General features: G+C 59.0%; 12 protein-coding genes. 6 read left to right on the top strand and 6 right to left on the bottom strand.

Translation table 11 applies throughout. From position 1 onward, the window contains the following. Nucleotides 1-61: 61 nt before the first annotated feature. Nucleotides 62-769 (bottom strand): hypothetical protein, encoded by a 708-nt coding sequence (locus tag ACW9I6_RS02465; protein ID WP_178903604.1) that lies wholly within the window; start codon nt 767-769, stop codon nt 62-64. Nucleotides 770-1,156: 387 nt separating this feature from the next. Here ACW9I6_RS02465 and ACW9I6_RS02460 point away from each other — a divergent pair, with 387 nt between their 5' ends. Further along, entirely contained in the window at nt 1,157-1,804 is a 648-nt protein-coding gene (locus ACW9I6_RS02460; protein ID WP_178903605.1) for a hypothetical protein, read from the top strand. A gap of 430 nt (nt 1,805-2,234) precedes the next feature. On the opposite strand, the gene ACW9I6_RS02455 is transcribed toward ACW9I6_RS02460, so the two are convergent. Then, complete coding sequence (locus ACW9I6_RS02455; protein WP_167410166.1) at nt 2,235-2,372, bottom strand: hypothetical protein; 138 nt, start codon at nt 2,370-2,372, stop codon at nt 2,235-2,237. Nucleotides 2,373-2,598: 226 nt separating this feature from the next. On the opposite strand from ACW9I6_RS02455, the gene ACW9I6_RS02450 reads away from it, so the two are divergent. Continuing rightward, nucleotides 2,599-2,832: a hypothetical protein gene (locus ACW9I6_RS02450; RefSeq protein ID WP_003218911.1), complete on the top strand. Its 234-nt coding sequence runs from the start codon at nt 2,599-2,601 to the stop codon at nt 2,830-2,832. Between the two features lie 91 nt (nt 2,833-2,923). On the opposite strand, the gene ACW9I6_RS02445 is transcribed toward ACW9I6_RS02450, so the two are convergent. Beyond that, nucleotides 2,924-4,111 carry an MFS transporter gene (locus ACW9I6_RS02445; RefSeq protein WP_457338810.1) on the bottom strand — a complete coding sequence of 396 codons (1,188 nt, stop codon included), beginning with the start codon at nt 4,109-4,111 and terminating at the stop codon, nt 2,924-2,926. Between the two features lie 170 nt (nt 4,112-4,281). Here ACW9I6_RS02445 and ACW9I6_RS02440 point away from each other — a divergent pair, with 170 nt between their 5' ends. From ACW9I6_RS02440 to ACW9I6_RS02425, 4 genes are all read left to right on the top strand, one after another. Next, a complete protein-coding gene (locus ACW9I6_RS02440; protein ID WP_134325968.1) occupies nt 4,282-7,089 on the top strand; it encodes an ATP-binding protein in 2,808 nt (935 codons plus the stop codon). Continuing rightward, complete coding sequence (locus tag ACW9I6_RS02435) at nt 7,086-8,285, top strand: EAL domain-containing response regulator (protein WP_003218906.1); 1,200 nt, start codon at nt 7,086-7,088, stop codon at nt 8,283-8,285. The genes ACW9I6_RS02440 and ACW9I6_RS02435 overlap by 4 nt, the downstream gene beginning before the upstream one ends. 124 nt (nt 8,286-8,409) lie before the next feature. Continuing rightward, nucleotides 8,410-11,307: an ATP-binding protein gene (locus tag ACW9I6_RS02430; protein WP_457338809.1), complete on the top strand. Its 2,898-nt coding sequence runs from the start codon at nt 8,410-8,412 to the stop codon at nt 11,305-11,307. 28 nt (nt 11,308-11,335) lie between these two features. Then, on the top strand, nt 11,336-11,983 hold the full coding sequence (locus ACW9I6_RS02425; protein ID WP_017477281.1) for a response regulator: 648 nt from the start codon (nt 11,336-11,338) through the stop codon (nt 11,981-11,983). Here ACW9I6_RS02425 and ACW9I6_RS02420 read toward each other — a convergent pair whose 3' ends face one another. The 3 genes from ACW9I6_RS02420 to ACW9I6_RS02410 are packed head-to-tail and all read right to left on the bottom strand — an operon-like array spanning nt 11,984 to nt 13,864. Then, nucleotides 11,984-12,478 carry a fimbrial protein gene (locus ACW9I6_RS02420; RefSeq protein ID WP_457338808.1) on the bottom strand — a complete coding sequence of 165 codons (495 nt, stop codon included), beginning with the start codon at nt 12,476-12,478 and terminating at the stop codon, nt 11,984-11,986. It lies immediately after the preceding gene. Continuing rightward, nucleotides 12,475-12,942, bottom strand: a complete 468-nt coding sequence (locus ACW9I6_RS02415; protein WP_003218898.1) for a fimbrial protein — start codon at nt 12,940-12,942, stop codon at nt 12,475-12,477. The genes ACW9I6_RS02420 and ACW9I6_RS02415 overlap by 4 nt, the downstream gene beginning before the upstream one ends. A gap of 10 nt (nt 12,943-12,952) precedes the next feature. After that, nucleotides 12,953-13,864 (bottom strand): fimbrial protein, encoded by a 912-nt coding sequence (locus tag ACW9I6_RS02410; RefSeq protein ID WP_256736780.1) that lies wholly within the window; start codon nt 13,862-13,864, stop codon nt 12,953-12,955. Between the last annotated feature and the right edge of the window lies 1 nt (nt 13,865).

The following is a 13,865-nucleotide window of genomic DNA, read 5'->3' as shown; positions in this document are numbered from 1 at the left end:
AATTTCCTAACGCTGAAAATGGGTAAAAACTATGATCAGCAGGATGAATTAGGCCGTTGATTTAATTTTTTGCGCTGGTTTCTTTGCATTTTGATAACAAACGTTCTATTGATTTGTCATATAAGCTATTTTCTATGTCAATGTCTCTGCGCACTCGATTAGCGCTTTCAAGATACTTTTCTTGATAGGGGCTAATTAACATTCTGTCGCTTGCCTGAGCTTCGAACTCCATTATTTTATTTTGCAATGAAGCAACTCGTTTGTCATGTGATTCGGCTAATATCGGAAGACCATCTATTTTGCAATCAAAGCTAATGGTTTGAGGTGCGGAAGATGTTTGGTTTGCTGAAGAAAATATGAATTTCATGCTAGAAATACCGGCAGCGAAACCCAATATTGCGAGGGTGGAGCCAAATATTACAACATGATTTTCAAATTTTTCCTTTAACGATTTTGATTCCGTTTTTTGTGGGGTTAAATCTGTGATCTCAGGTTTTTTTGCAGCGGACTCCAGTTTTGCTAATGTCGTTGCTTGATTGGCAATGCCTACGGCGTTGTTCATGTTTGTCGTTGCATCTACTAAATTGCCCGTTCGGTATAGTACAGTTGCGTTTGTTACGGCTTGAGTAAATTCGGTTAGATATTTTTTGTTGAATGATATTAGTGGGCGAACTGCATCACTCCATACTTCAAATTCTTCGAGGGACTTGAATTGAGGTTTTTGACTGCGCTCTTTGCTTAGCTTTTGTAGTTGCTCCGCGATATTCATTTTTTATAGCTGCCAGTTTTCATTTGGGGGAGTGCTTTCTTATGCGTTAAAAGTTTGTTTTTTCAAAAATCTATGATTGCTATGAGTTTCTTTAACCGCTTCGACCCTACATTAATTTTAATGGATACCGGACTGGTGATGGCTAAATGGTATCCCTCAGTTAGTACCTTAAGGACCCTTGCATGAGATGTCTATCTTTTGCAGCTTGTTAGAGTTTGAGACGTTCCTAGCGGGGGGGCTTCGGAGACGGGTCATTCTAACCAGCATACGCGTGGCTGCGCCCCAAAAGTCCCACATACCCTACACAATCAGGGTGTGTAGCACGCGGCGCTGGACCAAATTTTGAAACCCAGTCAAGCTCCGATTTTCTACATGGACCATTCGAAAATGAAAGCGTTGATAGTCCCTGAAAGCATGAAGCTGGCTTCAATTTGGGTGGTATGGAGTTTTATCTCGGTGGGCATTTTGGGCTGGACTCTCTGGGTGGTTATAGAAGCTGTCGGATCGCCTGAAAGCATGAGTGCATGGGTGCAAGCCATAGGAAGCATCGGCGCGATTTTAGCCGCAGTCGCGATTGCGCGTCGGGGAGTGATGCAACAAAAAGAGGACAAGCTATTTGAGGGCTACGGCTATATGGAGAAGGCTTTCGGAGTCGCTGCATATGCGAGCGAAGTGATTGCGGGAGCAAGTCAGTACATCTTGCAGGGGGTGCCCACCCCGCCGATGCTGAAATATCACTCAAATTTGTTGGAAATATGTCTTGAGGACTTAAAAGAAATTGAATATACCCGCCTCGAAGATTTAGACGTTGCAAATGCATTCCTCTCGCTCAAACGTAGTGTCAATTTGACACGATCTGCAATATTGCTGCAGCTCGAAACCAACGGAGGGTTTGCTAAAAGCCAAGTCGCGGCTTGGGGGCAAAACGCAGATAGAGAAGCAAAAACAATGAGTGCTGCGATAGTCCGTTATTTGGGAAGGCATCCTTGGTTACTTGATGAGGCTTATGCACATCACCAAAGCCGGCGTTCTTGAATAAGAGTTAGATGTGATGCTGCACGCAACAAAAAATTATTAGCCGAATGTGGTGCTGCTATATGGATAGGGCTTATCCATTAACTCTCAAAATGGCTAGTCCTAAGGACGCAGAAGTGCTCCTCGCCGGGATTATTTTTTAAGTCAGTTGCATCTCATATCGCCATTCCAAATCGCTTGCTTAAAATTTGCTACATTCGGTTATCTCGGATCAATAAATGCCAAGGAATTAAGCCTTTGAAGCGAGCTGTAGGTCCAGTCCATCATCGGAGCAACGGAGAAGCGACGGGAGAACGATGGCGTTGGTGCTATAGGTGAGGACATTAGGATCTGAGATGGATAAGGCGAAGGGCGGACAGTTTAACAGGAATGGGCGTGGTGCCGTGGTGGTCAGTGCCAGAGCTCCAGCCACCCTGGCACGGTTTTCAGCTTATTTCTTCTTTTTGTCGGGCGCCTGAGTCAGCGCCGAAGCCGCCACAGATTTCACATCCGGCGGAGTGGTGGGATCCGCCAGCAGCTTGGCTGCTTTTGAAGCGACGCTTTCACTGGTTTTTTCGTCTTTAGCCATTATTGAGCTTCCCTCTACGTAGGCCGCAGGCTCATCTGAATTGATGCCTGGTCGGCTTTAATATGTAGGGGCTAACCGTTGATATCGCCAATCAGAATATGTGCCGGGATAATTCGTCGCCAAAACGACATCAACCTGAACCGATCCTGTCCTACGGCAAAGTTTCATAATTCTCACCGGCATTGAGGCCTACGCTCAGCCCATAAGCCCAAAGGGAACTGAAAAAATGATCTCCAACCTCGTCAAAGTCGTGATGGTCGCAGGCACGTTGCTCTTGGCCGCTTGTTCGTCGGGTTCATCGGGCATGAGTAGCGACCTGAGCAGCGACCCTTGTTATTCAGGGGGATGCCAGGCGTTTGGGGACCACAGCCCCAGCAAGGCCGCCAAGATGAATTTTGGCGGCAACGCGCTGGGGAGCAGTTACGGGGAGTATGGTTCGGGGTTGATGCATGATGACTGACTGACTGAGCGGGTGGGGCAGTCATTTACTCAGTGACTGACCCACCGCTTTCGCGAGCAAGCCCGCTCCCACATTGGATCGTGGGAGGGCTTTAGTGACCGCCTTTCATACGTCGGGCGATCAGGTAGATGCCCAAGCCTACCAGCGCCGTAGCCGCGCCAATGTAGCCCGTGCTGGTCCACCCATACCCCGCCGTAATCGCCATCCCACCGAACCACGGCCCCAGCGCATTCGCCAGGTTGAACGCCGCGTGGTTGGACGCCGCCGCCAGGCTCGGTGCCTCATGCGCAATGTCCATCAAGCGGATTTGCAGCGGCGCGGCCATGGCGATCATGGTGCCGACCAGGCCAATACCCAGCAGTACGCCCCACAGCGAACTCGCGGCGAAGGTGAAGAAGATCAGCACGGCCATCGACCACACCATAATCCAGCCCACTGCGCGAAATTGCAGGCGATCAAACAGCTTGCCGCCGGCGATGTTGCCGATGATGCCGCCTACGCCAAACGCGGCCAGACCGAATGGGATCCACTGCGGCGAGACTTTGGTCACTTCGAGCATGGTCGGCGCCAGGTAGCTGAACACGCAAAACATCCCGGCAAAACCAATAGCGCCAATGGACAGCGCCATCCACACCTGCGGTTTGGTGAAGGCGCGCAGTTCTTTGCGCGGGTCGCTGCGGGGTTCGTCGTGGCGATCCGGCACGAATTGCCAGACCAGCGCGATGGTGCACAGGGCGATAGCACTGACCAGCGCGAACGCCGAGCGCCAGCCAAAGTGTTGACCGAGGAAGGTCGCGATGGGGTTGCCGAGCAGCATGGCCAGGGTCAGGCCCATCATCACGCGGGCGACGGCGCCAGCGCGTTTGTCGTTGGGCACCATGCTGGAGGCGACCACGGCGGCGATGCCGAAGTAGGCGCCGTGGGGCAGGCCGCTGATAAAGCGGAAGGCCACCAGCGAACCGAAGGTCGGGGTAAACGCCGTGGCGAGGTTGCCCAGGGCATAAAGGCCCATCAGCAATAGCAGCATGTGTTTACGCAGCAACTTGGCGCCGAGGATCGCCAGCAGCGGGGCGCCGATCATCACGCCCAGCGCATAGGCGCTGATGGCGTGGCCCACTTGCGGTTCGCTGAGATTGAGGTTGTGGGCGATGTCGGGCATCAGGCCCATGATGGCGAATTCGCCGGTGCCGATCGCAAAGGCGCCCACGGCCATGGCCGCTTCCATTTTGGCGGCGCTGCGCGCGGGCAGCACGTGCCCGGGTGTTTGCTGGATAGTCATGGGTAACTCTGTTTGATGAAGTGCACGAAGGACAGCCGCCGATGCTACGCAAGCAGCGACGAAGGTGTCTAGAACAGCGTGTTGCGCGAGAGTTCCATCGGCGCAAGCAGTGCGGGGCTTTGAGATCCGTCTTATTCAACTACCCTCTCGCCACGCTTACTCTTTTGGCGATGAAGCTCAAACATTTCCTGCAACCACTCGACTCTTCTTTTTCGACGCCCAAGGCCGCGCGCAAGTTGTTGCGGCTGTTTGCCCTGGCATTGGTGCTCGGCGTGTATGTGGGTGCCTACAGCTACTTGCGTGCGGCGTTGAATGAGGAAATTTCGCTACGGCGCAGTTATATGAATGAGGCGATTTCCGATGCGCAGAGTTTTTTTGTCAGCCGCCAGACGCTGCTCAAAAGCCTCGGCCTGTCGACGGTTCGTCATGTCACGCCACCCGTGGGCAACCTCAATAATGTGCCGGCCGAAGAGTTGCACATCACCTTGGGCGAGGCGGGCAATATCTGGAGCCTTTGGCTGACTAGGCGCCTGCTTGATTACCTGCAGGTCAACCAGGTCAACCTGATCTACGTCGCGCAGCGCGCCGAGCCGGTGGTGGAGCGCCTGTTTACCGTTGGGGCGGCCCCGGAGAATGTGCCGCAGCCGGTATTGCAGCGGTTGATGGCGGTGGACACCGGCAAGGTCTCGGTCAGCGATGAGTTGTGGCTGACTGAGCAGAGCCGCCTGGATTCACCGCTATACATCTTCACCCGCCTCGACGACCGTAGCCCCACGTCGGGTTGGCTCGGGCTGGAGGTGGACGGCCCGGACCTGATCAACGCCCTACAGCATGAAAAAGCCGGGGACTTCATGTTGCTTGACGGCGCCGGGCAGCTGATTTTCAGCAGCACGCCTCATCAACCGTCGGCTGCGCAGGTGCTGCGCCAGTATCACGCCACGGCCAGCTTTGGTTGGGAAGGCAGCCGCTGGCTGCCGGATCGCTTGGCCATTCGCAAGCACCTGGGTTACTCCCAGTGGCAGATCGTCTACAGCCTGGAGCTGAGCTCACTGTTGCCCAGCCTGGCCATGCCGTTGCTGCTGTGCCTGCTGTTGTGCGCAGCGGCCAGCTTGTTGATGGTGCGGTTGGTGCGGCGCATCGATCAGCGTTTGATTATCCCGGCAGCCAATCGCATCGAAGCGCTGGTGGAGAGTGAGGCATTCAGCAGTGCGGTGATTCGCATCGCGCCAGTGGCCTTGTGCGTGCTGCGCCGCAGCGACGGCGAGGTAGTGCTGGAAAACCCCCTGTCCCGGCAATGGCTGGGCAACGGCCACGAGCGCCAGCAACTGTGTCACGGCTGGATTCGCCGCGCGTTCGATGAGTCGGAACAAAGCAGCACCGACGAGCTGCAAATGGCCGACGGTCGTCACCTGTACTTGAGTTTCGCGCCAACCCGTTACCAGCGTGAGGAGGTGCTGATCTGCGCCTTCAGCGACATCACCGAACGCAAGCAGGTGGAGTTGGCCCTGCAGCAGGCGCGCACGCTGGCGGACGCGGCGAATGAGGCCAAGACCCTGTTCCTGGCAACCATGAGCCATGAAATCCGCACGCCATTGTATGGCGTGCTGGGCACCCTGGAATTGCTTGCGCGCACCGACCTTAACAGCCAGCAGCGTGGCTACCTGAATGCCATCGAGGGCTCGTCGGCGAACTTGCTGCAAATGATCTGCGATGTGCTGGACGTGTCGAAAATCGAAGCGGGACAACTGTCCCTAGAGTTCAGCACGTTCTCACCGATCGAGTTGGTGCAGGAAGTGATCCAGGGCTACGCAGGCGCCGCCCAAAGCAAGGGCCTGCAGTTGTTCGCCTGCCTCGACCCGCAGTTGCCCGACCACGTGAGCGGGGATGTCACACGCATCCGCCAGATCCTGAATAACCTGCTGAACAACGCGCTGAAATTCACCGAAAGCGGCCGGATTGTCTTGCGTCTGCGCCTGGAAAGCCGTGAAGGCGAGCGCACGATGTTGCAGTGGCAGGTAGTCGACACCGGCAAGGGCATCGCCGAGGAAGACCAGCGGTACCTGTTCGAGCCGTTCTTCCAGGTCAGCGGCAATGCGAATGTGGTCGCCGGCAGCGGCCTGGGCTTGTCGATCTGCAAGCGCCTGATGCACTTGATGAACGGCACCTTGCGGGTGGTCAGCGAACCGGGCCTGGGCAGCAGCTTTTCCTTCACCTTGCCGCTGGAGCAAGTCAACGACGACGACCAGGCTCCCTGGGCGCAGCCGCTGCTCGGCGAGCGGGTGTATGTGGTGTCGCCGGTGCGTGAGCTGGCGGAAAGTGTTGGCGGCTGGTTGCGTCGCTGGGGCGCGCGCGCGCAACTCGGTGCGCCGGAGTCCGCCGAGGCCGACCCCGGCGCGGTATTGGTCGAGTTGTATCCCGGCCCGACCGAGCCCGACCAGTTGCTGCATTGGTCCGGGCCGCGGGTGATGGCCGCGGTCGACGAGCATGGCGCTTATCCCTGGCAGATCGGCCTGAACAACCTGCAGGCGCTCAACCGCGCGGTCAGCCGCGCCCAGGGCAGCGAAGAGTTGTTGTCGCCGAGGATCAGCGAGAAGCCCACCGAGTTCAGCCTCAACCTGCGCCTGCTGGTGGCCGAAGACAACCTGATCAACCAGTTGATCCTGCGCGACCAGTTGGAAGAGCTCGGCTGCAGCGTGGTGCTGGCCGGCGACGGCATTGAAGCGCTGTCATTGTGGGGTGATACCGCGTTCGACATGATTCTCACCGACGTCAACATGCCACGCATGAACGGCTATGAACTCACCGAACAACTGCGTCGCCTGGGTTGCTCACTGCCGATCATCGGGGCCACCGCCAACGCGATGCTCGACGAAGCCGAGCGCTGCCTGAACGCTGGCATGGATCATTGCCTGGTCAAGCCGTTCACCCTGCGCGCCCTCTACCAGTGCCTGCATCGCTATCAGAGGAGGGTGCTTTGAGCGCCTATCGCGTACTCATCGTGGAAGACCATCCTTTCCAGCATGAGTACTTGATCAACGTCTTCCAGGCCATCGGCGGGTTTGACGTCGATGTGGTCTGGGATGGCGCCACCGCGCTGCAACGCCTGGCCCGACAGCGCTACGATCTGCTGCTCAGCGACTTGATGATGCCGGGGATGGACGGTGTGCAACTGATCCAGCACTTGGCCCGCATGCACGCGCCGCCTGCGCTGGCGCTGATGAGCGTGGCGTCGCGGCGCATGCTGGTGGGCGCCGGGCAGGTGGCCGGGAACCTCGGCCTGACCGTCGCCGGGCTAATCTCCAAGCCGGTGCGCGAACGCGAGGTGCGCACCCTGCGCGATTGCCTCGACAAACTCGCCGAGCAGGCGCGCACGCCGTGTTGCCACCGGGGTGTCAGCCATGCCCGGGAGAACCTTGAGCGCGCCTTGGCCAATGGTGAAATCCAGGCGTGGTTCCAGCCGAAAAAATCCCTGCATGACGGGCGCATCGTGGGCGCCGAAGCCCTGGCACGCTGGGTGCACCCGGTGGAAGGGTTATTGATGCCCGGCGCGTTTCTTGACGACATCGAGCGCCTTGACCTGGAAACCCGCTTGCTCACCTGCATTCTCGGCCAAACCCTCATCGCCCAGGCCCAGTGGGCGCAACTCGGTTACCGGCTGCCGGTGTCGATCAACCTGCCCACGCATTTGCTCGACCAGAGCGACCTGGTCGACCGCCTGCTTGCCCAGGTGCAAAGCCGCGACGCCGAACCCCGGCAAATTACCTTCGAATTGATGGAAAGCTCCACCACACGGCTGCCCAGTAACTACTACGCTGGAGCATGTCGCTTGCGCATGATGGGCTTTGGGTTGGCGCAGGATGACTTCGGCAAGGGGTTCAGTTCCTACTTCAACCTGGTGTCGACGCCGTTCAACGAGGTCAAGATCGACCGGTCACTGGTGCATGGCTGTGCCGAGAACGAAAGCCTGGCGTCGGCCTTGCAAAGCATTGTCGAGCTGGGCCGCAAACTCGGGCTGACCACCATCGCCGAGGGCGCCGAGACCCAGGCGGAGCTGGCGGTGTTGCGGCGTATCCGCTGCGATCAGGTGCAGGGTTTCCTGATCTCCCATGCCGTGGCGGCGGAAAAATTCAGCGCCCTGTTAATCGAGGATGGCCCTGCGCCAGCACTTATGTGAGTGGCCAGGGTCACACAGTCAAGAAGCCCGAAGGAAGGGTCGCCCGGTCAGCCGGGCGTTATTGGCCAATGCCGGGATCAAGCATAGGCCCCATATCCTGATTCAGGCTTCTGCGGTACTGACGATGAAACATGCAAGTCTGCGCCTGGACAAGCTGGCGCAAAGCTCTCAACGCTTGAACAAAGCCCTGTTATTGCTCACGGGGCTCGCCTTGTTGCTGTCCAGCAGTTGCTATTGGGCGGTGTCGCGGTTGCTCGACGCTGAACAGGAAAAGGTCGAGTTCCACTTCGCCCGCGTGGTGGAGATCATCCATGAGCACGAGGCGTTCCTGCGCAACGTGGCCAGTGGCTACAGCCGCAGCAACGCGCCGCCGCTGCCGGCCGTGCAGTCGACCTCGGTGGTGGAGTTGCAGCACGAAGGCGGGCAGGTGGTGTTGCAGGCCAAGGGGTTTGCGATGTCGCTACCCTTCACCTTGTCCCACGCCGAGACGTTCTCGGCGGATGACACGCGCCGGGCACTGGCGTTTGGCGTGCAACTGACTGACTACTACGGCGGCTACTGGGCCAGCTCGTTTTACGCCTCGCCGCAGCTGTTCGTGTTCACCCCCAATGCCGTCGCCAGCCTGGCCGTGCCCGGCGTGGGCGGCTTGCGCCAGCACCAGCCATTGTTGCGCGAGCAGTACCGCGACGTGGTGAGCCGCTTGCAGCAACTGCAACAGAGCCAAAGCCTCCTGCTGACCGACAGCCGCGTGCGCTGGATGCGTGCGCCGCCGCAGTTGTACCAGAACAGCCGCAGCGTGGTCGCGATGATCGGCCTCGACGCGCCTGCCGCCGTATTGCCGGCCAATCAGCCTCAGGACCTGCTCACGCTGGCGGCGGTGGTGGACACCTCGCAGGTCGACGAAATCGAGCGAGTACTGCAACTGTCGGTCTACAACCAGTTCACCCTGATCTCGCCCCAGGGCGACGTGTTGCTCGGCAGCCTCGGCGATGAACACATGGCGCCCCTGGGCCTGAGCTTCAACAGCCAGGGTTTGCGCTTCAAGATGCTCAGCGAGGGTGGAGAGCACTGGACCGGCCTGTACGCCATCAGCTATCAGGATTTCCTGCGCTACGCCAAATGGCCGCTGCTGGGCCTTGGCCTGACGTTTCTGGCGGCCGTGCTGCTGGGCTGGTGGATCAACCATTGGTACAAGACCCGCATCGTCAGCCCGGCGCAACGCGCGCAGGAGCGTCTGTTCGAGAGCGAGGCATTCAACCGCATCATGCTGCACAACGCCCCGGTGGGATTGTGCGTAGTGCGCCGCAGCGATCACCAGTTACTCCTGGAAAACCAGCGCGCGCTGCAATTGCAGGGCACCGCACCGCTGCTCGACGTGCTCAAGGCCAACGATGGCCCGGATACCCCCGGCGAGATGTGCCTGGCGGTGGAGGGGCGGTACTTGCAGGTCGTGGTGGTGGCGGCGCGGTACGAAGGTGAGGACGTGTTCCTCTGCGGCTGCAACGACATCACCCGACACGTGGACGAAGCCCAGTTGCTGACCCAGGCGCGCCAGGAAGCCACCGAAGCCAACGAGGCCAAAACCGTGTTCCTGGCAACCATGAGCCATGAAATCCGCACCCCGCTGTACGGCGTGCTCGGCAACCTGGAACTGATGGCCCTGACCGACATGAGCGAGCGCCAGCGCCACTACCTGGAAATTATCCAGGGTTCGTCCACTGTGCTGTTCCAGTTGATCAGCAACGTACTGGATGTATCGAAAATCGAATCCGGGCAAATGGCCGTGGAAGCGGCGCCGTTCAGCCCGGGCCAGTTGGTGGCGGAATCGGTGTTGGCGTTCAGCGCGACCGCGCGCAATAAAGGCTTGCAGATCGATGCCGAGATCGACCCGCTGCTACCGCCGCAACTGCTTGGCGATGCTGGCCGCATCCGGCAGGTCCTGCATAACCTGCTGGGCAACGCGATCAAGTTCACCGACTCCGGGCGCGTGCGTTTGCGCCTGATGGTGCAGCAACTACTTGACGATAAAGTGACCCTGCAATGGCAGGTCACTGACACCGGCGTGGGCATTCCGGAAAAGGCGCTGGACCAGTTGTTCAAGCCGTTTTATCAGGTAGCGGGCGACCAGGACGGCAATGGCGCCGGCCTGGGCCTGTCTATCTGCTCGCGCTTGAGTGAGTTGATGGGCGGCAGCATGCGCGTGGTCAGCGAGCCAGGGTTGGGCAGCAGTTTTTCGCTGTTCATCACCTTGCCGGTGCTTCAGGAAACCCTGCCCTCTGCGGAACAACCGCCGATGCCGCCGTGCCTGGACGCACCGTGCCTGAACGTGCGCGTGCTGGTCGCCGAAGACAACCCGGTCAGCCAGGCCGTGCTGCAAGAACAGCTCGAGGCCCTTGGCGCCCACCCCACCGTAGCGCGTGACGGCGAGCATGCGCTGCAAATCTGGGGTTCGCAGCCGTTCGACCTGGTGATCACCGACATCAATATGCCGCGCCTCAACGGCTACGACCTGGCCCGCGCGTTGCGTGAACAAGGCGTCCAGGTGCCGATCATCGGCGTCACCGCCAATGCCCTGCGCGAGGAGGGCGAGCGTTGCCTGGCGGTGGGCATGAACGCGTGGGTGGTCAAACCGCTGAGCCTGAGCATGCTGCGCCAGGCGTTAATGGCGCACTGCCGGCGAGCCACGGCCTTGCCGGTGGTGCAGGTGGACCGGGACCGCGAAGGCTGGATCGAGCTTTCCCCGGCCATGCGCCAACTGATGGCCGACACGTTGCTGGTGGATGTGCAGCAGATCGAACAAGGCCTGACGGCCGGCGATGCCACCCTCGTACGTGAGCGTTTGCACAGCCTCAACGGCGCGCTGGCCAGTGTGCGTGCCGGGGAACTGTCCAGCGCTTGTCAGGCATGGGAGAACACCCTGTACGACGCACCGCTGGATACATACGCCACCACGCAGATTCGAGGCGTGTGCGCACGGCTTACAGCGGTTGCGCAGTGCTTGCTGGCAGAGTCGCAAACTTGATGAAAGCCCATTACAAGGAAGATAAAGAATGCGAGAAATGAACGTTGTGATCGCCGATGACCACCCGATCGTACTGGTGGGCGTGCGCGAAATTGTGCAGCGTGATTCACGCTACAGCCTGGTGGGCGAGGCGGTCAGTTCCAGTCAACTGATCGAGCAGTTGCGCAAGCACCGGCCGCAAGTCCTGATCACCGATTTCAACATGCCGGGTGACGACACCTATGGCGATGGGTTGAAGCTGATCGAGTACATCCTGCGTCACTTTCCCGCGACCCAGGTGCTGGTGCTGACCATGATTTCCAACAGCCTGATTCTCACCCGCTTGCAGGAATTGGGTGTGGCCGGGGTGATCCAGAAGAACCACCTGCACGGCGAGATCGAAAAGGCCCTCGGCGCGATCAGTGCCCAGCGCAGTTACCGCGCACCGGAGCCCGCCGCGACTTCGGTCTTGGCCAATGTGACCCAGGTGCAGGCGCGCTTCCAGAGCCTGTCGCCACGGGAGATGGAAGTGCTGCGTTTATTCGTGACGGGCATGAGCGTGAGCGATATCGCGCGGCAGTTGAGCCGCAGCAACAAGACCGTCAGCGCGCAGAAGATTTCGGCCATGCGCAAGCTGGAGGTGGACAGTGACCAGGCGCTGCTGACCTATTGCATCGAAGCCCGGCAGTTTCAGTAATCAGCGGTACGTCATCTGCATCAACAGGGTGGCTTTGTAGCTACCCGCCTCGGGCAGCTCGCCCAGGGACACGGGCTTGACGCGCAGGGTCAGCGCCAACGGTTCGTCTTCTACCGGCCAGGTGCCGGTTTGGCCCAGGCCGATCCCCGGCTTGTCGGTCTTGTCACGCAATTGCACCTGCAACCCCAGGGATGGGAGATTGGTGAGCAGCACCGGGCTGACGGTGAGGGCCCGGGCCATGCCCGCCGACAAACTCAGCTCGACCTGAGCGCCCGCCTGACAGTCGAAGACCAGCGGCACATCGGTGGCGACGGTGCTGCCGTCGGTCAACTGGTTGAGGTTGACCTTGCCCAGGTCCACCTGTTGCGTACTCGGAAACCTTGCGGTGCACGGCGGTGCGGTCAGCTTGCCGCTGACGTCGATCTGCGCTTCTTCCGCCGCTTGCGCAAGGGCGGTGCTGGCTACGGCCAGCAGCATCCAGGCGAGCGCTTTCATAGGTAATTGAGGGTCATGACCATCGACGAGGTGAACGCGCCCGGCGCCAGCGTGCCGCGTTCGACCAGTTGCGCCTTGAGGCTGATATCCACGTCGCCGCTGAGGTTGGTGTATTTCTTGACGGTGCCATTGAGGTTTGCCGCCGTGTTGTCCGCCCACAGCAACGACACACCGAGGTTATCCGCCGTGGTCTTGGCCACGGTGGAGGTGTAGGTGCCGTTATTGGACGTGAAGCTGACATTTAGCGAAGAACCCGACGAGCACTTCAAGCGCACCGGCACTTCCACAGTGCCGGTGGTCGCCACCTGGTCAGTACGCACGTCGCCAAATGCGGCGGTCAGGGTTGTGCCGGTACTCAATACGCACGGTGGGCGGGTGAGGGTGCCGCTGACGGTGATATTCACCACGTCGGCAGCGTGAGCGGTGCTGCTGAGCAGCATCAGGGCGAGCAGTGGAGTTTTCATGGCAAGGCCCTCATTGATAGTCGATGTTCAGCGTGTATTGGCTCTGAAACGCACCCGTCGGTGATTGCCCGGCCGCCAGTTGTGGCTTGAAGCTCAGGTTTACGTCATTGCTGCCCACGCGTAACTGCATAAAGCGCGGGGTAGTGAAGTTCACCGGGTTCAGGGTGTCGGTCCACAGCGCCTGCATGTTCAAACCTGCCAGCGAGGTGCGCGTCACACCGGTAGTAGGGCTGACTACCGTCTGGTTTGGAAGCAGGTAGACGTTGGCTCGCATCTGCGCCGAGCATTTAATTGACACTGTGGTCGACTGCATCTGGTTATTGAGGTCGCTGTTGCTGATAGAGCCGAAGCGCAGGTTGACGCTGCCGGGTGAACTCAGGCTGCAGGCAGGCGGGACTACGGTGTATGAAAACCCTGTGTTAAGAAACCACTCGCCATAACCCAGCCAGTTTTCCGAGGTAACGCCCAGCAACACCCCTATCCAACGTGTGCCTGCAGTTTGGGGTGCTGTGCCCACCAGAATGTAGCGGTAAGGCACCACAGTATTAAGGGGTAGAGGCCGGCAGTAGCCGCCCAGGCAATTGCGGCTGTATTGGCCGATATCCAGATCGTATAAATAGATGTTGTTATACGGGTCGGACCATCTCAACGGGGCTTGATTCGGGCCGCTCATGTAGTTGATTCGCGTATTTAAACCGGCTGAATAGGGGAATGCGCGGCGAACGGTGCACGTGCCCTCGAAGACGATCCTGATCGCCTGGCCCGGTGTAAACGTGTAGCCGCCGCTCGGAACGCCTGGCACTGTGCAGTTGAGATTCCCTTCGACCAACGCTTGCGCCTGTTGTGAAAGGCAGCTCAATACTGCGCACAACAGCGCAAGCATCAGCCGTCCACGCACCTTATGTGTTGCTTTAACGATCATG

Source organism: Pseudomonas sp. SDO5522_S412 (genome assembly GCF_054071215.1).
This window is presented reverse-complemented; position numbering and strand designations above follow the sequence as displayed.